Source organism: Echinimonas agarilytica (assembly GCF_023703465.1).
Lineage (GTDB): Bacteria > Pseudomonadota > Gammaproteobacteria > Enterobacterales > Neiellaceae > Echinimonas > Echinimonas agarilytica.
The window spans coordinates 519,105-536,229 of sequence record NZ_JAMQGP010000003.1; the positions used below are offsets into that span (position 1 = coordinate 519,105).

19 protein-coding genes are annotated in these 17,125 nt (G+C 44.5%); 11 read left to right on the plus strand and 8 right to left on the minus strand.

Annotated features, from left to right (window positions below):
- Positions 1-18: 18 nt before the first annotated feature.
- Genes NAF29_RS09535 through NAF29_RS09545 form a run of 3 tightly spaced genes read right to left on the minus strand, consistent with a single transcriptional unit; the run spans position 19 to position 2,161 of the window.
- Positions 19-1,173 carry a glutathionylspermidine synthase family protein gene (locus NAF29_RS09535; RefSeq protein ID WP_251261438.1) on the minus strand — a complete coding sequence of 385 codons (1,155 nt, stop codon included), beginning with the start codon at positions 1,171-1,173 and terminating at the stop codon, positions 19-21.
- 1 nt (position 1,174) lies between these two features.
- Positions 1,175-1,747: a DUF1190 domain-containing protein gene (locus NAF29_RS09540; protein ID WP_251261317.1), complete on the minus strand. Its 573-nt coding sequence runs from the start codon at positions 1,745-1,747 to the stop codon at positions 1,175-1,177.
- Positions 1,748-1,756: 9 nt separating this feature from the next.
- Positions 1,757-2,161, minus strand: coding sequence for a DUF350 domain-containing protein (locus NAF29_RS09545; RefSeq protein ID WP_251261318.1), 405 nt, complete (start codon positions 2,159-2,161; stop codon positions 1,757-1,759).
- A 207-nt stretch (positions 2,162-2,368) separates the two neighbouring features.
- On the opposite strand from NAF29_RS09545, the gene NAF29_RS09550 reads away from it, so the two are divergent.
- The 3 genes from NAF29_RS09550 (at position 2,369) to NAF29_RS09560 (ending at position 4,992) form a co-directional block, all read left to right on the plus strand.
- Complete coding sequence (locus NAF29_RS09550; protein WP_251261319.1) at positions 2,369-3,052, plus strand: glutamine amidotransferase-related protein; 684 nt, start codon at positions 2,369-2,371, stop codon at positions 3,050-3,052.
- A 95-nt stretch (positions 3,053-3,147) separates the two neighbouring features.
- Complete coding sequence (locus tag NAF29_RS09555) at positions 3,148-3,432, plus strand: hypothetical protein (protein WP_251261320.1); 285 nt, start codon at positions 3,148-3,150, stop codon at positions 3,430-3,432.
- Positions 3,433-3,507: 75 nt separating this feature from the next.
- Positions 3,508-4,992, plus strand: a complete 1,485-nt coding sequence (locus NAF29_RS09560; protein WP_251261321.1) for a DNA recombination protein RmuC — start codon at positions 3,508-3,510, stop codon at positions 4,990-4,992.
- Between the two features lie 45 nt (positions 4,993-5,037).
- On the opposite strand, the gene NAF29_RS09565 is transcribed toward NAF29_RS09560, so the two are convergent.
- The gene (locus NAF29_RS09565; RefSeq protein WP_251261322.1) at positions 5,038-5,181 is read right to left on the minus strand and encodes a hypothetical protein; all 144 of its coding nucleotides are present in this window, start codon (positions 5,179-5,181) and stop codon (positions 5,038-5,040) included.
- A 121-nt stretch (positions 5,182-5,302) separates the two neighbouring features.
- Between NAF29_RS09565 and NAF29_RS09570 the strand changes: the two genes are divergently transcribed.
- Positions 5,303-5,647, plus strand: coding sequence for a DUF4156 domain-containing protein (locus NAF29_RS09570; protein ID WP_251261323.1), 345 nt, complete (start codon positions 5,303-5,305; stop codon positions 5,645-5,647).
- Between the two features lie 5 nt (positions 5,648-5,652).
- Here the strand turns inward: NAF29_RS09570 and NAF29_RS09575 are convergent, their stop codons facing one another.
- The 3 genes from NAF29_RS09575 to NAF29_RS09585 all read right to left on the minus strand — a co-directional run bounded on the left by NAF29_RS09575 (position 5,653) and on the right by NAF29_RS09585 (position 8,509).
- Positions 5,653-7,491 carry a sensor domain-containing diguanylate cyclase gene (locus NAF29_RS09575; RefSeq protein WP_251261324.1) on the minus strand — a complete coding sequence of 613 codons (1,839 nt, stop codon included), beginning with the start codon at positions 7,489-7,491 and terminating at the stop codon, positions 5,653-5,655.
- A 152-nt stretch (positions 7,492-7,643) separates the two neighbouring features.
- Positions 7,644-7,943 (minus strand): YciI family protein, encoded by a 300-nt coding sequence (locus tag NAF29_RS09580; protein ID WP_251261325.1) that lies wholly within the window; start codon positions 7,941-7,943, stop codon positions 7,644-7,646.
- Between the two features lie 2 nt (positions 7,944-7,945).
- Positions 7,946-8,509, minus strand: a complete 564-nt coding sequence (locus NAF29_RS09585; protein WP_251261326.1) for a septation protein A — start codon at positions 8,507-8,509, stop codon at positions 7,946-7,948.
- Positions 8,510-8,657: 148 nt separating this feature from the next.
- Between NAF29_RS09585 and NAF29_RS09590 the strand changes: the two genes are divergently transcribed.
- The 4 genes from NAF29_RS09590 (at position 8,658) to NAF29_RS09605 (ending at position 12,676) form a co-directional block, all read left to right on the plus strand.
- Positions 8,658-8,969, plus strand: coding sequence for a DUF3392 domain-containing protein (locus NAF29_RS09590; protein ID WP_251261327.1), 312 nt, complete (start codon positions 8,658-8,660; stop codon positions 8,967-8,969).
- A 220-nt stretch (positions 8,970-9,189) separates the two neighbouring features.
- Positions 9,190-10,644 carry an aldehyde dehydrogenase gene (aldA, locus tag NAF29_RS09595; protein WP_251261328.1) on the plus strand — a complete coding sequence of 485 codons (1,455 nt, stop codon included), beginning with the start codon at positions 9,190-9,192 and terminating at the stop codon, positions 10,642-10,644.
- Between the two features lie 202 nt (positions 10,645-10,846).
- The gene (locus NAF29_RS09600) at positions 10,847-11,881 is read left to right on the plus strand and encodes an SMP-30/gluconolactonase/LRE family protein (RefSeq protein WP_251261329.1); all 1,035 of its coding nucleotides are present in this window, start codon (positions 10,847-10,849) and stop codon (positions 11,879-11,881) included.
- 309 nt (positions 11,882-12,190) lie between these two features.
- Positions 12,191-12,676, plus strand: coding sequence for a DUF4174 domain-containing protein (locus tag NAF29_RS09605; RefSeq protein ID WP_251261330.1), 486 nt, complete (start codon positions 12,191-12,193; stop codon positions 12,674-12,676).
- A gap of 84 nt (positions 12,677-12,760) precedes the next feature.
- On the opposite strand, the gene NAF29_RS09610 is transcribed toward NAF29_RS09605, so the two are convergent.
- Complete coding sequence (locus NAF29_RS09610) at positions 12,761-13,615, minus strand: AraC family transcriptional regulator (protein ID WP_251261331.1); 855 nt, start codon at positions 13,613-13,615, stop codon at positions 12,761-12,763.
- A gap of 162 nt (positions 13,616-13,777) precedes the next feature.
- Between NAF29_RS09610 and NAF29_RS09615 the strand changes: the two genes are divergently transcribed.
- Genes NAF29_RS09615 through NAF29_RS09625 form a run of 3 tightly spaced genes read left to right on the plus strand, consistent with a single transcriptional unit; the run spans position 13,778 to position 17,077 of the window.
- Positions 13,778-14,692 carry a carbohydrate kinase family protein gene (locus NAF29_RS09615; protein ID WP_251261332.1) on the plus strand — a complete coding sequence of 305 codons (915 nt, stop codon included), beginning with the start codon at positions 13,778-13,780 and terminating at the stop codon, positions 14,690-14,692.
- Positions 14,693-14,696: 4 nt separating this feature from the next.
- Complete coding sequence (locus tag NAF29_RS09620) at positions 14,697-16,211, plus strand: L-fucose/L-arabinose isomerase family protein (protein ID WP_251261333.1); 1,515 nt, start codon at positions 14,697-14,699, stop codon at positions 16,209-16,211.
- Positions 16,212-16,234: 23 nt separating this feature from the next.
- A complete protein-coding gene (locus tag NAF29_RS09625; RefSeq protein ID WP_251261334.1) occupies positions 16,235-17,077 on the plus strand; it encodes a class II fructose-bisphosphate aldolase in 843 nt (280 codons plus the stop codon).
- Positions 17,078-17,125: the final 48 nt, after the last annotated feature.

Genomic DNA, 17,125 nt, shown 5'->3' on the forward strand with positions numbered 1-17,125 from the left:
CGCCTCGGCACATACACATTAATCTAGGATGATATGAGGAATAAAACGCGATGTGTCTTGTGTGATTGCACTTTTGTCTTCGCGAATGGTCAAGCCTGCCGGTTCATTGGCAATGATCCAGCTGCCAATCAATGTATGATTGCCATCAAATTGGGGCAGCGGCTGAGCTTGTTGAATAACATAGCCTTCGTGTCCATAACCTTGGTCATTGGATACTTGAGTGATTTGACCTTGTTTAAGCCAGCTGATGTTGGCTCCCTCGCGGCCAAATAACGGCTTCTTAACGCAATCAACTGACACTTCAGGTGAATCATCTGCAAACCATGCGGGTAACAAGTTGGGATGCCCTTGGTGGCGCTGCCACAATAGAGGAAGAATCCCTTTATTAGACAATATTGCTTTCCACATGGGTTCCAAGAAGTAGTTGTCACAATTTTTCAAATAGGCACCAAATTCGTCTTCAAACATCATCTCCCAAGGATAAAGTTTAAATAGAGCCTGAATCGGGCGGTCGTCGAGCCGAACTAATTGGCTTTGATCATTAATTCCCAAGTCTTCAATAAAAATGAAATCTGTTGACGCGCCCCCTTGGCGAGCGCAATCTTCCAAATATTCCACCGTTCCGCGATCTTCCGCGGTATCTTTACAGCAGCTAAACGTCAGTGGAATGGAGTTCAGATCGGTGAAGCGAGCAATCAGTTTTTCTTGAATTGAATTAAATTGGTCGGATGCGCGTGACAACTTGCCCGCATCGACCTGGTTTTCTAACCACATCCATTGAAAGAAACCAGCTTCATACAACGAGGTGGGAGTATCTGCATTGTACTCCAGCAGTTTGGCAGGAGATCGACCATCGTAGCTAAAGTCCATTCGGCCATACAGTGTCGGGTGACCATCACGCCAAGATTTAGCCACAGCGTCTCTGTATTGTGTGGGAATGCTTAAACGTTGCATGAGTTCATCAGACTTTACTACGTCATCGACTAAATCCAAACACATCTGGTGAAGCTCTGCGGTAGGATCCTCTAAATCATTCTCAATTTGGTTGAGACTAAACTGGTAGTAGGCCGACTCGTCCCAGTAAAGTTCATCATCAATTGTATGAAACTCAAATCCGCATTGGCGTGCAATGTCATGTAAGTTGTGGCGAGGCGCAATGGGAACACGTAACACGTCAACCGCCCCAGCCACTGCTGCGCTGGGTACTTTTGCCAAAACCACCACGACTCATGGTATTTGCACGTGCACCCATGCTGCCAGAGCGACTATAGACTTTGGCTTGTGATGCCGACATGAGGCTATTGGGCGCTGAACGTGGTCGAGTATCGCCGACTTGTCCAGTTCGCACATTGTTTGCCGTTCTGTATGCTGAGCGGTCATCGTTCGAGCGATACAGTGGACGTGAGCTGTTGCCGCTGAGTCCAGCCCCCACGGCTCCTGCCATACGAGACATCATAAAACCGGCCATGAGTGGTTGCCAAAGCCCCCCGTTGTTGTAGCATCCTTGTTGGCCAAAATCAGTCTGGCAATCTTGGCTGTTCTCATACTTTGGAGCGTCTTCGGCAGATGCCGCTTTAGCTTGTTGGTATTGTGCGACACATTCTTGCTCGGTAAATTGACGATCATTGACGCATTCACTGATATCAGAATAATTCACAACAGGTACAGTAGGCTCTTGTGAGCAGCCGATAAGTGAGCCGGTAGCAGCTCCCATGATTGATAATTTAATCCACTTAGAACGTTTCATCATGTGTCCTTAATATGTCATACAAGCTGCATTTAAAATGCCAGTTGCGATCGCAGCGCAGCCCAAAAATATGCCAGCAGAGAGTTGGTCTTCGTTAATCTTTTCAATGAGTCCTTTCATATAAAGACGAACAGTGGTGAATGTAATGAGCTGGGTTACCAGCGCAACTAGGCCCCACATGGCATAGTCAACCAAGCTAACTGAGTTGATCGCAGCGCTCGCAACAGGAATGGTATAGCCCACTAAGCTCAACCCAAAAGCAGTGGCAGCAGCTTTGTTGTTTTGGCTCATTAAAGTCCATTCACAATAGGGCGTTACTTTGCTGTAAACCGCTCCAAATAACAGAATAAGTCCGTAACCAACGGCAAAATAAAGAGCAAATGCAGGAATGCCTTGCAGTGATTCAATAAGCATGGGGTGTTTCCTTGTTTGAACGCTTTGTGTCCATATATGTATAGTCGAGGGTTGGACAATGTTGATGTGGCGCAATTATAACGCAGCAATCTCCATGTTACTTCGCTTTCTACTTGTTGATTTAGCTTGGGTTAATACTGAGCTTGAAATCGGTCTACATCGCCATTGTAGCTGATGCATATTAACCAAGATACGTAGGAGAAATAAATGGCAATTGCAATATTAAATGCAGATGAACTCGACCCCACTTTAGTTTCTGAATTTCATAGCTATGGATACATGTTTGAGCAGCTATTTGCTCCACTGGATATTGATTGTGATGTCTTTGATGTTCGCCAGGGAGAGTATCCGATTGATCCAGAGCATTACCATTCATTCCTCATTACAGGTTCTAAATCCGATGCTTTTGGTAAAGAACTGTGGATTCAAGACTTAAAATCATTCACCTGTAGTGCCTTGAATCGGGGCGCAAAATTTGTTGGGATTTGTTTTGGACATCAACTTCTCGCGCTGTTACTTGATGGTAAGGTCAGCCGTGCAGAGCAAGGTTGGGGCCTGGGTGTCATGACCTACCAATGTGATAGTCAATATCAAGGGCTTCCAACGCACTTATCGCTGATTGCAAGTCATCAAGATCAGGTTATTCAATTGCCTGAGGATGCCAAGCGTTTGTACGGGAGCGACTTTTGCCCAAATGCTTCATTTTTGTGGCGTGAACAAGTTTTGACTTTCCAAGGGCATCCGGAATTTACCCCGAATTACTTAATGCAGTTGATGGGATTACGCCAGGGACGTATTCCCCATAAGCGGTATCAAAAGGCAGTCAGTCGCTTAAATCAAGCACATGATGGAGTGCTCATCGGTCGCTTAATGGCCGCGTTTCTAAAGTAAATGTGGTTTTCATCACATCCCCCTCAAACGTCATGAAACTGTCACCCTCGGCAGCTATTAATAAAGGGAGTAGTCGTAAAAAGAGAGTGAAGAATATGAATTGGCAAGGTCTATTCGGGGTGCCTTCTGGGCCTTTAGAAAATTTGACCGCGGTGCAATGCATTCGAGCTTTGCGAGGTTGCGAGTCAATACAAGATGTTGATGCTCTCGAGTTAATCGAGCACTTAGAGTGGCTCACAGGTCATCCTGATATTCATACCTATTTGCAAGAGAGTAAATGGCACAAGGGACTGCCTAAATCAGTGATTCAAGATATTATGGCTGAAGTTCGATTGCTAGATTCCCTGACTGATGATCCGCTTGACGAAGATATGCAATAACTCAATTTTAGATTGGCAAATCTCCTCACAACGCATAGGCTAACTGATTGAGGTAAAAGGAAAGAGGTCTGTGCGTTGCTTCAATCATTAACTCCCCAACTTTGGCTAGCTTTAGCTGTCAGCAGCAGTGTTGTTGTCGGTTTATTTACTTGGTTGTTCACACGTTCTTTGTGGAAGACGCGTGTAGATGCGATTCAACAACTTAATGAACAGCAGTTGTTGGCGCTGCAACAGGCTCATCAAGGCTTGAATTCCGACTATGCCGTAGCCAAAGATTCAATGACGCAATTGCAGAATAGTCGTTCGCAGTTACAGGTTGAAATTGCTCGGCTGGAAGCCAGTGAAAAAGCATCCTTTCGTCAAATAGATCAGCTTCAAGTCGTTGAACAAGAATTCAAACACAATGAAATCAAGCTTCAACAACACCTATCAGACGTACTGCGTGAACGCGATACCTTGCAAGAGCGCTATCAAAATCAAACCGAAGCATTGACCGAAAAGCAGCGATTGTTAGAAGCTTCGGAGCAACGTCTCGCCCAAGAGTTTGAGAATTTGGCGAATCGTATTTTTGAAAAGAAAACACAAGCATTTCAAGCCTCGAGTGAGAACGGATTGGAAGCACTATTAAAACCGTTTCGAGAGCAAATTAGCGGTTTTCAGCAGCAAGTTTCTCAAAAGAACGAAGCTGATCTTGCACAGCAGGCACTGTTGAAAAAAGAGCTCGACGATTTAAAAACTCTTAATTTGAAAATGTCAGACGATGCGATCAATTTAACCAAGGCATTGAAAGGTGATAGTAAAACCCAAGGAAATTGGGGAGAGGTGGTGCTTCAGCGGCTGCTCGACCAATCAGGGCTAAAGCAGGGGCGTGAGTACGAATTGCAGGTGGCATTGAAAAACGAACACGGTAAACGCTATCAGCCTGATGTGATCATTCATTTGCCGCAAGAAAAAGACATTATTATTGACTCAAAAGTGTCGTTAACCGCCTATGAGAAACTAAGCAGTTCAGATGATGAAGAAATTAAAAAGCAAGCACTGCAACAGCATGTTGCCTCAGTGCGAGGGCATATTCGAGAGCTAAGTGCTAAAAATTATCAAGATTTAGAAGGTGTTCGCACATTGGATTATGTGCTGATGTTTGTGCCCATTGAAGCAGCTTTTGTGGCGGCGTTGGAAACGCAATCCGACCTAATTAAACATGCACTCGACAATAACATTATGCTGGTTAGCCCCACTAATTTAATGGTGGCTTTGCGAACCATCAACAACATATGGCGGGTCGAGCAGCAAAACCAAAACGCACTGGAGATTGCCCAAAGAGCTGGCAAACTTTACGACAAATTTGTGGGCTTTATTGAAGATCTAGATAAAGTTGGAGTCGCGTTAGGCCGTGCTACAAAAGATTATGAGTCCGCCAAAAACAAACTTGAGTCGGGTACTGGTAATTTGGTGCGCCAAGCGACCTTGCTTAAGGAGTTAGGAGTGCGTTCAAACAAGCAAATTGATTCGTCCACAGTAGAAAAATCAAGTTCGGAAAACAGTCAAAAAGAGACTTAAATCGGACGAAAAAATACCGGCTTGAGGCCGGTATTTTAAGTTTATTTATTCATTTCCGCTGCTATTCATATAGCTGAAATGCCGCGACGGTTTGTTAGAGCTTTGAGAAATGGTCTGATCACGACCTACTCCGTATTGAGACCAACCGGTTGCTTTAACAATGCCGAGTAATTCGATGAAACCTGACATAGTTGACTCCTTGAGCTTGAATCGCATCACTCTTATAGTGATCGTTGATAGCTGAGATATAATTTAACAAGTAGGTAACTTAGACTTAAAAGTGTGACCTACATCACAAAGGTAATTTTGAATGATGCAAAGGTCAACCCCATATTTCAAAAAAATGTTGTTTTGGGTGGCGCTAATATTGGCTGGATGCACGCACACTGACCTTTACCAAGGCTCTGAAGGCACACGCATCAGTTTTTTGGAAGACGACGTGGCAGAGTGTAAATCGTTGGGTGAAGTGATAGGTACCGAAGGCCACTGGTATAATTACTGGTTTATTTCTAATCGAGAATTGCTTCAATCATCGCTCAATGATATTCGAAATCAAGCGGCACAACGTGGCGCTGATGTGGTGTATCTACCAAGAGATATTAGCTTTGAAACATCTGTAACCTTTGTTGGAACAGCCTACGATTGTAGGCCTTAATTTGTTTATAAAACAGTTTCTTGTAATTTGGTGCTTTTGTTCGCATCGCGCTTGTTCATCAAACGTATTACAGTCTCAGAGCGTCCCAGCGCTTTGGCTTCATAAAGGGATTCGTCGGCAAGCCTAAATACCAATGAAGAACCAGGCTTTGAGGAATTTGACGGCACAATAGCTGCACCGCCTGAAAAACCAACCCGACCGGTTTGTTCTTCGGGCAGTTGGATTTCCACTTCACTCATCGCAAAGCGAAGTGACCCAATCTTACTCTGAATGCTGTTTACATCCTTATCACTGAACAATACTGCAAATTCTTCGCCCCCAACGCGGAAGACTTGATCCGTTGTGCCTTCAAAATGTTTTTTGAATACACGTGAAAAATGGATGAGAGCTCTATCACCCGCCGCATGTCCGTATCGATCGTTGAAGGCTTTAAAGTAATCTAGGTCGAGCAGCAAAATACAAAAGAAATCCCCTTGATGAATGGTGTCAGTCAATATGATCTCGATTTGTTTCGCGAAATAACGCCGATTGTATAAGCCTGTGAGTGGATCGGTTGCTGCCATATTGGCGATTTGCGCATTGGCCATGTCCAATTGCTCGGTGCGCTCATTTACAATTTCCATCAACTTTTTAGAGCGGCGAGAATGAGATTGAGCTAATTCAGTTTGCTCTTCTAAGTAGTGTTGTTGCCCTCGATTGAATCGGTCAGCTAAGGCGATTGCTAGAATCAGGAATTCTATAATCGATCCAACATTGAGTGCTTGAGCTGCTATTGATGTTGCAGGAATAATGTCCATTATCTGCGCTAAGTAAACGAAGATACTGATGACGAGTACAGCCCATGCCGCTAAGAATATCTGCGCTGACCGAAGCCCTTTGAGAGCTTGCTTGGTCGCTACGGTCATGATGATGACTGAGGTCACGGTGCTAACAGGCACTATAAATGCGAATGCAGTGGCGTAACTATCGAGGATGGCCAAAAGCAGCGGAAAAATTTGCAAGCTGTTCATCACAACTAGTGCTTTAAACAGCATCGGTGATGAATTTTTGATGTCCAGAAAATAGCTGCTCAAAAGGCTCAGCGATGCAAAGCTGAGAATAATAGAAATAGGTAAAAAGATATTATTCCAATGCGGCGCATTGGGCCAAAGGTACTGGAATGCGAATCCAGTAAAGGTGATGTTCCAAGCAATGAAAGCGGTTAAATAAACACTGTATAAAAAAAACAGTTTCTCACGAGTGACAGTGAACAATATAAGGTTGTAAAGGAGCAGAATGAAGGCTGCACCAAAGTACAACCCAAATACAAATGAATCCATTCGAGTACTTCTGTGCCATTGTTCTTCTGGCAGAATCTCTATAGGAAGAGCCTCAAACAAACCATCATGAGTTTTAGCTTGTAAATAGAACGTGGTGGTTTCGTTATCATTCAATGCTAATTCAAAATGAAAGTGTCGATGATCTTGAATGCGACTTTTAAACGGAGTTCGATCACCTGTTTTTATTTGAGTCCGAGTGCCATCTTCACGGACAAGTAAGGCAGAAAGGTAATCTTGGTGAGGAGTCTTAACTGAAATAAACCCCTGGTAAGGTGCGCCCGTTGTGTTTCTTAGTTCGATTTTGATCCAATGTGCCGCATCGGAAAATGAGTAATTGGGGATACGGGTGTCTAACGGCGACCAAATGTAATTCGCTGCTGATGAAATAGTATGTAAATCATAGGCATGGTCACTATCTCGATAGTGACTGTAAGATTGTTCAAGTTCATCTGAGCTATTTGCCCAACAGTTAGCGGTTAAAAATATACTCGCTAAAATTAATAGTAAGGTGCGATACGCGTCCATGCACATTGCTCTTTTTAAAAAGTGAATTAATGCTTTTACAGCATCATCTTATAGAACCATCAAGAGTGTTGCGAAACAAGAGAAAGTTAATTGTTAGTGAGCCGACCAGTGAGCTGCAGCAACACCCATGGCTGAGTGTTGCTGAGGAAAAGCTATGGTAGAACTTTCTTAAAAGGTTTCACAGTCACTTTTGAATAAACACCAGCTGCGACATATGGATCGTCGTCTGCCCATTGTTGAGCGGCACTGAAACTTGCAAACTCGGCGATGATCACCGAGCCAGTGAAGCCAGCGTCACCGGGATCGTTGCTATCAATAGCAGGGCAAGGGCCTGCGATTAACAGGCGCTCTTCCTCGTTCAAAAGCTCGAGCCGAGCCAGGTGCATTGGACGTGCCTTGTTACGCAGGGGCAGGCTATTTTCAACGTCTTCAGAGCAAATCATGTAATACATGTTTAGTCCTTTGAATGTTCAATGGGTTCGGCTTCAGTCTCTTTTGGAAGATAGCGCCAAATATAAAACCCCTGCGAGATCGCAAAGAGGATTGTTAATACAGTTAAGCCAAATACCTTAAAGTTAACCCAAGTCTCTTGTGACAATGAAAAAGCCACATAGACGTTGAGTAACCCGCACGATAAAAAGAATAGAGCCCAAGCATAGCCAAGACGCACAAAAACATCGTGAGGTAAATCTAGTTCACCGCCCAGCATTGCTTTAATGAGCGGCTTTTTAAACACCCACTGGCCAACCAATAAGGCGACAGCCATTGCACCGTAAATCGCGGTGACTTTCCATTTGATGAACGCATCATTCTGAAAGAACAGGGTCAGCGAGCCAAACGCTAAAACCATCACCAAAGTGATTACGTGGATCTTTTCTACTTTGTTCCATATGAGTTTTGCGGCAACGATTTGAATGACTGTAGCAGCCATTAATACGCCAGTTGCGACATAAACATCGTGCAACTTATAGCCAACAAAAAAGGCGAGGAGCGGCAGAAAATCGAATAATTGCTTCATCGCGGTTCCTAGTGATTGATAAAGGCTAGCAGTTTAACCAGTTGTTAAGCGCACGTCACCTTTGCTTCCTGAATTGTGCCTTAACAGGTGATAAATAAAGTCAAATAGGTACTATGGCGTGGGTAATTATCTTATTTGGGAGAGTCAGGTGTCTCAATTTAGTAGTTGGCTATATGCTCAGCTTCCTGAGGTATCCACTGCGTTAACGGCGTGTCTGTTGATTGTATTTGGTGCTGATATTAATCGACTTTTAAGAAAGTCACTGCGACGTCAAAACTTTATTGTTCGCACAGCGGTCTTCATTTTTGTAAATGCCGTGGGGTTTGGAATGGTGATTATCAAACTATCTCCCTGGATTTCCATGCAGTTAAAGCAGTTACCGATTCAGTGGTTGTGTATTGTTTTAGTGAGCTTATTCGTACTTATTGGCACTTGGGCACAACGAAACAGGCACGTATAATCGCGTGTATCATCATCTGTTAATTCATGTACTTGTGCAGAACGCACATTGAAGCAGATCAATGTCAGCCAAGATTCCTTGATTCATCGTCAAAACTTTTCACTATCGAACTTTATTTTCAATCGTATCTGTTATATCAATGTACAAAACGTTAATTGTTAACAATTAGAGTTCGGTACAGATGCATTCCCGCGGCTCTCTTCCTTCAAGGAACAAATGCATGACAAACCCAAAAACATATCAATTGTTTATAAATGGCCAATGGTCTGATTCAGATACTGCACAAACCGTTGATGTAATTAGTCCTTCAAATGAAACCGTTGTAGCCAAGATTCAGAACGGTTCAGCAGCGGATGCTCAACGAGCGCTTGAGGCTGCCGACAAAGCACAAAAAGAGTGGAAAAAAGTTCCACCCAAAAAACGTGCTGATGTGGTTAAAAAGCTGATTGAGGAAATTAAAAAATCACGCGAATTTTTAGCGGAATTGTTGGTGAAAGAACAAGGGAAATTGCTTCGTGTAGCTCAAATGGAAGTGGATGTTACTTGCACCTTCTTAGAGTATGCATGTGAATGGGCGCGCCAAATTGAAGGTGATATTGTTCCATCTGATAACGAAAACGAACACATATTTATCCATAAGATCCCAAGAGGCGTGGTTGCTGCCATCACGGCGTGGAACTTCCCACTTGCGCTTGCTGGACGAAAAATTGGACCTGCACTCATCGCAGGCAACTCAATTGTTGTCAAACCAACGTCAGAAACGCCATTGGCGACGCTGGAATTAGGCAACTTGGCCATTAAAGCAGGTATGCCTCCGGGGCTGCTCAATATCATTACAGGCCCAGGTCGAGTCATGGGTACAGCTATGGTTGAAAGCCCTATTACTAAAATGGTGACGATGACAGGTAGCACGCCAGCAGGTCAGTCTATTGCTCGGGCTGCAGCACAGAACTTAACACATGTGCAATTGGAACTCGGCGGGAAAGCGCCATTTATCGTATTGGCAGATGCTGATATTGATGAAGCAGTGAGTGGCGCTCTGCATTCACGCTTTGACAACTGCGGTCAGGTGTGTACCTGCAACGAACGCTTGTACGTGCATGAGTCTGTTTATGACGAGTTCATGGCCAAATTTATGGCGAAAGTCAAAGCCATTAAAGTGGGTGATCCTATGGATCCAAGCTCAGACATGGGGCCCAAAGTGAACGCAGCAGAGCTTAAACATATGCAAGAGCTTGTGGATATTTCAGTGAAAGAGGGGGCTACTCTGGCTCACGGAGGAAGTCGTCCTCAAGGTGCTGAATTTGAAAAAGGCTTTTGGTTTGAACCGACAATTCTGACTGACGTTCGTCAGGATATGACGATTATTCACGAAGAATCATTTGGTCCGATATTGCCGGTTGTTAAATTCTCTACATTTGAACAAGCCATTGAATATGCCAACGATTGTGAATATGGACTTGCATGTATGGTGTATACCAATGACATGAGTTTAATCATGCGATTAAACCAAGAGTTGGAATTTGGAGAGGTCTATGTGAACCGAGGTCATGGCGAGCAGCATCAAGGGTTCCACAACGGCTATAAGTTGAGTGGAAGTGGTGGTGAAGACGGCAAATACGGCTTTGAACAGTATCTAGAAAAGAAGACTTTTTATGTAAAGTTTAACGCTTAGTCAGTCGTGACTGACTCTGAAGAAAGGCGGCGATTAGCCGCCTTTCGTTTGTAAACTCGGTCATCAGTATTTTTATTCAGCTAAAAATTGTTATGTCTTTGCAGAACGCTAAAGTGTAACTAATCTGCTAATAGACCTTTTGATCGTTGTGCCTTTAAAATTGAAACGCTCACTATGTGTGTAGTTAATAACGGAAGTTTAAATGTTGATTAAGTCAATTAGTTCAACACTATTATGTGTATTCCTGATCGCATGTTCAGCGACGCAAATGCCAACGAGTGACAAAATTCAAGACGTTAATGCGGCAAGCCCGCTCAGAATTGAAATTTATGATGCCAGTTTAAATGCAATTTTGGACGACTCGATTGAGCCCGAAGTTGTAGCAAGCGGTTTTACTTGGTCTGAAGGCCCTGTTTGGGTGGAGTCTGAACAAAAAGTTTTATTCAGTGACGTGCCGCGAAATTTAGTGTTGAGTTGGAGCGAACATGAAGGCTTGCAAGAATACTTAAACCCCGCTGGAGCAACTGGCTTGCTGCCAAATGCCAGTCATGAGGGCTCAAACGGATTGGCTTTAAACGCAGAGGGACAACTGGTTTTGGCGCAACATGGTGATCGTCGAGTGAGCAAGCTCAGATCATCAATGGCAAATCCCAAACCGTCATATGAAACGCTTGCGGATAACTTCCAGGGTAAAAAATTCAATAGCCCTAACGATTTACACATACAAAAAGACGGCACCATTTGGTTTACCGATCCACCATACGGTTTACCTCAAGGACCGTTGGATAAAGTCAATAGAGAGCTTGATTTTAATGGTGTTTTTCGTATTTCAAAAGAAAGAGTCGTTACGTTAGTTTCAACTGAACTCAGCTACCCAAACGGCATTGCTATGTCGAACGATGAGTCAGTCTTATACGTGGCAAATTCAGATCCAAAACACGCGGTATGGATGGCGTGGCCGATTGATGAAAACCGTATGTTAGGCGAAGGTAAAATATTGTTTGATGCAACTCATATGGTAGCGGATGGCAATGGTTTACCCGATGGATTAAAAATCCATCCGACGGGAGTTTTGTTTGCCACAGGGCCAGATGGAGTGCTTTTACTCTCTCCTGAAGGCAAATTGCTGGGTCAAATATTGACCGGTCAACCGACCGGTAATCTTGCGTTTAACAACGACTTTTCAACGCTCTACATCACTGCGAATAACCGATTAGTACGGATTAAAATGAAATAATCAAGGTTTTATGCGGTTGTAAAGAAAGGCTTGAGTTACATCACTCAAGCCTTTTTTATTGGAGCGCTTCGCTAACGGATAAAGGGGGATTGATAGGAGATCGAGGAGTTCTTTGTTCTACCCCTTATTTTCAGCGTGAATACTTACCGCATAAGGCTAAAACAAGGCTACAGTTACAGAGGTTGCTTAGCTGGAGTTAACAAACTGATTTTTTAATCAATTCAGCGCTAATCAACGTAAATAAAAGTGAGTCATTGCTTAGCCGTGCTGTGCTTGTATCAGCATTTGAATCACGAAATAGGGTGAAATATGGAAAAAATTAAATGCCAATGGCTGGTGTGCAGCAACTATAACGTCTTGTTTACGTTGGTATTGGCACTGTTGAGTTTTTCTGCAAAGGCGGATTGGCCCCAACAGGTAAAACAAGTCGAAGGGGAAAAACGTGTGTTAGTTGTCATAACGCCTTATGCAACGCACCCTTTGTATAGCCGCCAAATGAAAGACATTTATCAAAACGCGAGCGGCATCTCCGAGCGAGATTTAACGGTTTGGCAGGTCATTGGCAAAGACCAAGTATTAAATGAAGGGGAAGCTGTTCAATCTGAAAATAATCCAGAGCAATTAGTTGAACAGTTTAGAAAAAGTTTTAATGTGAAGGGAAGCGCCTATACAGTGGTCCTCATTGGAAAAGACGGTACCGAAAAACTTCGCCAACGGTATCCGTTATCCACCCAAAAGCTATTTGAAAAAATAGATGCAATGCCGATGAGGCAAGCTGAAATGGCGCAAGATTAGATTCGAACAATCCCACAGCAATGATTGTGAGAGTCTACCCAAGCCCGAATGATCATTTTGGTTTGGGTATTTGTCACTTCTGTTTTAGGCTTGCGCCGCCTGAAACTGCTGGCGGTATTTCAGCGGTGTTTGTCCCATAATAGTTTTGAACTGACGATGGAAAAAAGCCATATTTTGGTATCCGCATCGATCAGCAATCTCTTCTACAGATTCATCCGTGCGAACCAATAGGCCACATGCTTGGGAAATGCGGTACTCGTTCAAATATGACGTAAATGTTTTTTTAAATACGCGCTTAAAGTATTTTGAAAATGACACCGGTGTCATGCTGGTCAATTGCGCCATTTGTTCTGCATCGATCTTGGTTTGGTAGTGAGATGCAACGTAATTTAAAATGTTCTCAATGCGTTTGGATGCAGTGGAGTCTTGGTACTGAATGCCGCCGTGGCTTAGCGGTGTGCTTTGAAGCCTTGTCAGCTTTTCGAGTAGCGCAACAAATACCATTAGACGTTCAAAGGGGGGTGCATCAACTAGTTTTGTCATTTGCTGGCCCATACTTTCGACCTGTTCTCCGGTAAATAGCAAGCCAGATTCTGAATTCATCAGCAGAGCTCGAATGGCACCAAATTCCGACTTTTCCATCCAATGATCGCCTAGCAGATCAGCACTCCACTGAAAAAAGACTGAACTGACAGAGTCTTCTGAGCCCACATTACTTTTCCAACAGTGCGGTAGATTAGGACCCATTAAGGCCAGCTCACCGCCACCGAAGTGGCGAATCGCATTGCCGGTATAGGCTGTACCTGTGCCAGAAATAATATAAGTGAGTTCCCATTCGGGGTGATAGTGCCACGGAAAGGTGAAACCTTGGCCGCAATAACTGCCGGCGTAAAACGATTGTTCCTGACTGTGAGGAATATGCTCCAGTATGGGTCTCACGAATGCGCCTTCTTCGTTAATTAAGTCTCATTATTCCGTGAACTTTATCACTAAATCATTTTGATGGGAAAAATAGTACATATTTAATGTAATAGCGTATTTAGAAGTCCGCCTCAAGCACGCGTAAATTTAAGCCATCAAATTCTGAGTTGAAGAGGATAAATGATGGTGTTTGATGTGATTGTCTCAGGGCTCAACGTGGTAGACCTTTTAGTGACATTGCCGAGTGGCTATGAAGCGGGCAAAAAACACGAAGTAGAAACCATTCTAATTCAAGGCGGTGCTCCGGCAGGAAATGCAGCGTGTGGGTTGGCGAGCTTAGGTTTGCATACCGCATTTCTAGGATTCAACGGTGAAAATACGCAAAGTCAGATTGCGTTAGCAGAGCTACAACGTTGTGGTGTTGACACCCAGTTGATGCTCGATGATGCCCAAGCTCAACCCGCAATTGCACTCGTAGAAGTTGACCCTAAAACGGGTGACCGCACAGTTTTTTATTCGCTGCAAGGTTACCGCGCTCTGAGCGTAAACGACATTGTTCCGAGTTGGGTCACCAACAGCCGTTTGGTGTTTGTTGATGGGTATGACGTAGAAGGCAATTTAGAATTACTCCGTCAGGCAAAAGCCGCGAATGTGCCTTCTTTGATAGACATTGAGGCGGGCGACAAAGCAACGCTCAATACCATGCTAGAACTTGCCTCTCATGCGATTTTACCGCTCGAAGCTGCGCAAGAGCTCACCGGAATGCAACACGCAGAACAGTGTTTACGGCACTTAGCACAGATCACTGAAGGTCAGCTTGTGATCACCGATGGCGCGAATGGCAGTTGGGCTTTGCATCACAATTCCATTATTCACCAAAGCATTTTTGCGGTTGAAGTCGTTGACACCACAGGTTGCGGCGATGCGTATCATGCCGCCTATGCCTACGCGCTATTGCGCGGTGATAGCCTGGCTCAACGAATGCAGTTTGCAGCCGGGTTTGCTGCGCTCATTGCGCGCCATTTAGGAGGCCGCACATCGTTTCCTTCGGCCTCAGAAGTCCAATCTTTTATTGAATCTCATTGCAAGGCGTAAATCCATGACAATTAACTTTTTAGAACGCAAAGGTCTGGTAGAAGACCTTATGAAAAAAGCCATAAGCGCTCCCGCTCCTCGCGATAATGTTGCTATTGGCCTTATTGGTATTGGCTTTGAACTTCACTTTGACTGGGAAAAAGCTAAAGCATCCTACACGCAAGCGCAACAGCAGATGCAAGCGGTGATGACGACCAGCAACACCTTGCTCGCCGAGCCTAGCCCAATTCAAACGCGTGAAGAGCTGTTGGCTCTGCTCAACAGCTATGCGGCGAAGGGTATGAAAGCATTGGTGATTTATCAGGCATCTTATATTGCCGGTGATTTAGCCATGGCCTTGGCAACTTGGTTGCGCAATAACGATATTCCAATGTTGAGTTGGTCTCACACCGAGGTCACCGGTGGAAATTTAACAGCCAATCGGCTGTGTGGTCAGAACTTTTTACTGAATAACTTGGCATCCATGGATGTGAAATACAGCTGGGTATTCGCAGAGCCTGGTGCAGAAACGTTGAATGCATCGCTCGATCGATTTATTCGTGTCGCATCGGCAAAAGCACGGATGAAGTTTGCCAAGATCCTAATGGTTGGCGGTATGCGTGTGCCTGGCTTTTACGATTGTGAATTGAACGAAATGTCGATTTCTAAGCATTTCGGCTTGGATGTTGATCGAGTTGATTTAGCCACAGTGTGGTTACATGGCGAGAAATCATTTAACGCTGAGGTTGTGAATCCGATTGTTGAGGCGCTATTGGCTTCGCCTAAATTAGGCGAAAACAGCGTGAATGAAAAAGAACTATTTCTCTCTGTTCGTCTGGCCCTCGCTGTGGGTGACTATGCCAATCAACAGGGTTATATCGGCGTTGCGCTTAAAAATTGGCCGGAGCTTTTTGAACAATATGGTATTGCAGGGGATGGTGCAGGAGCTCTCGTTCAAGACTTAGGGTTGCCGATTGCAGATGAATCCGACATGGGAGCACTGCTGACCATGGTCACGTTCAACGAGATGACGTTGGGCGCAAGCTTACCCACGCTCATGGATTTTTCCTATGTTGATCATGCCAGCAATAAAGTGGGCATGTGGCATTGCGGCGGTAGCTCTACCAAGTTGCTGCGCGAAGGGACCACCCTAGACATGCGCAATCACAGTATTCTCGACAATTTCGACCCCAAAGAATCATGCGGCATGTTAGTGGAGTTTTTGCAAGAAACAGGCCCGGTCACTATCGCCAAATATCAGTATCCGCATGCGTCGACAGTATTTGCATTTGAAGGCGATATTGTCGATTCACCGATGCGCTACCGCGGTTGTTATGGCGAAGTGGCCCCAAAGGATACTTGCTCTAAATCGATTGCTGCATCGGTCATGAATCACGGCATGGATCACCACTGGATCATGGCACGCGGACACGTACTCGACGATTTACGTGAATTCAATTACTGGACTGATGTAAGCGAGCTGAAAACTTCAGCACCGGCCACAACCGGTCGCGGTCTCCCCAAGAAACTCGACTATTAATTGCAACTGAATATCAGGATTAAATGATGACTAATAAATTAACCCCATTGGTACAGAGTTATCGTCAGCAACAGCGTTGCTTAGCCGGTTTCAATATCAATGATATATACGACCTGCATGCCGTGGCACTGGCAGCAAATGAGTTAGATTTACCATTTATGGCAATGACTTACCCGCCTGTAGCCGAGCTTAATGGCACATACTTGTGTCGTAAAATGGTGGACGGTTTTGCGCAAATTGCCAATAACGATATCTTTCTCCATTTAGATCACAGCACGTCGGTGGACCTTTGCAAACGTGCAATCGATGATGGCTATGACTCAGTGATGATTGACGGCTCACACGGCAGTCTCAAAGATAACATCGCAATGACCAAAGAAGTGGTGGCTTATGCTCGCAGTGCAGGTGTGAGTGTTGAAGCCGAGATTGGCAAAATTATGGGCCGGGATGTAGTGGTTAAAAGTGAAGATGACTATTTAGCGTCGGTTGCAGACGTTAAAGCTTTGTATGAGGAAGCGGGCCCCGATCTGGTAGCGGTTGGCATTGGAACTGCGCATGGCTTTACGCCGAGTACGCCTAAGATTCATTTCAATCGATTACAAGAGATTGCAAACGCAATCCCAGCTCCATTGGTGCTGCACGGTGGAACAGGCATTGCTGATGAAGATATTCAGCGCGCAATCAAAATGGGCATTGCCAAAATTAATATTGGAACGATTGTTCACAGCACATACATGCGCGAGGCTCACAAAGAAATTGATGCTGACATTGCATCTGCCTACCCACCCGTGGTCATGAAGTCCGTGATCCCAAGAGTTCAAGCGGTAGTACTCGACCGCTTGAAAGCGGTGAATCCTCACCTGTAACCATTTGTCCGAGGCTACTTGTTGAATCAACGACTTTCCCCCGTTTTG

Bases quoted from the DNA above. Each gene is read 5' to 3' on its own strand.
- NAF29_RS09540 (WP_251261317.1), bottom strand. From the start codon at position 1,747: ATGAAACGTTCTAAGTGGATTAAATTATCAATCATGGGAGCTGCTACC.
- NAF29_RS09575 (WP_251261324.1), bottom strand. From the start codon at position 7,491: ATGGACGCGTATCGCACCTTACTATTAATTTTAGCGAGTATATTTTTA.
- NAF29_RS09615 (WP_251261332.1), top strand. From the start codon at position 13,778: ATGATGGTGTTTGATGTGATTGTCTCAGGGCTCAACGTGGTAGACCTT.
- NAF29_RS09605 (WP_251261330.1), top strand. From the start codon at position 12,191: ATGGAAAAAATTAAATGCCAATGGCTGGTGTGCAGCAACTATAACGTC.
- NAF29_RS09600 (WP_251261329.1), top strand. From the start codon at position 10,847: ATGTTGATTAAGTCAATTAGTTCAACACTATTATGTGTATTCCTGATC.
- NAF29_RS09545 (WP_251261318.1), bottom strand. From the start codon at position 2,161: ATGCTTATTGAATCACTGCAAGGCATTCCTGCATTTGCTCTTTATTTT.
- NAF29_RS09620 (WP_251261333.1), top strand. From the start codon at position 14,697: ATGACAATTAACTTTTTAGAACGCAAAGGTCTGGTAGAAGACCTTATG.
- NAF29_RS09585 (WP_251261326.1), bottom strand. From the start codon at position 8,509: ATGAAGCAATTATTCGATTTTCTGCCGCTCCTCGCCTTTTTTGTTGGC.
- NAF29_RS09570 (WP_251261323.1), top strand. From the start codon at position 5,303: ATGATGCAAAGGTCAACCCCATATTTCAAAAAAATGTTGTTTTGGGTG.
- NAF29_RS09580 (WP_251261325.1), bottom strand. From the start codon at position 7,943: ATGTATTACATGATTTGCTCTGAAGACGTTGAAAATAGCCTGCCCCTG.
- NAF29_RS09565 (WP_251261322.1), bottom strand. From the start codon at position 5,181: ATGTCAGGTTTCATCGAATTACTCGGCATTGTTAAAGCAACCGGTTGG.
- aldA (WP_251261328.1), top strand. From the start codon at position 9,190: ATGACAAACCCAAAAACATATCAATTGTTTATAAATGGCCAATGGTCT.
- NAF29_RS09550 (WP_251261319.1), top strand. From the start codon at position 2,369: ATGGCAATTGCAATATTAAATGCAGATGAACTCGACCCCACTTTAGTT.
- NAF29_RS09555 (WP_251261320.1), top strand. From the start codon at position 3,148: ATGAATTGGCAAGGTCTATTCGGGGTGCCTTCTGGGCCTTTAGAAAAT.
- NAF29_RS09625 (WP_251261334.1), top strand. From the start codon at position 16,235: ATGATGACTAATAAATTAACCCCATTGGTACAGAGTTATCGTCAGCAA.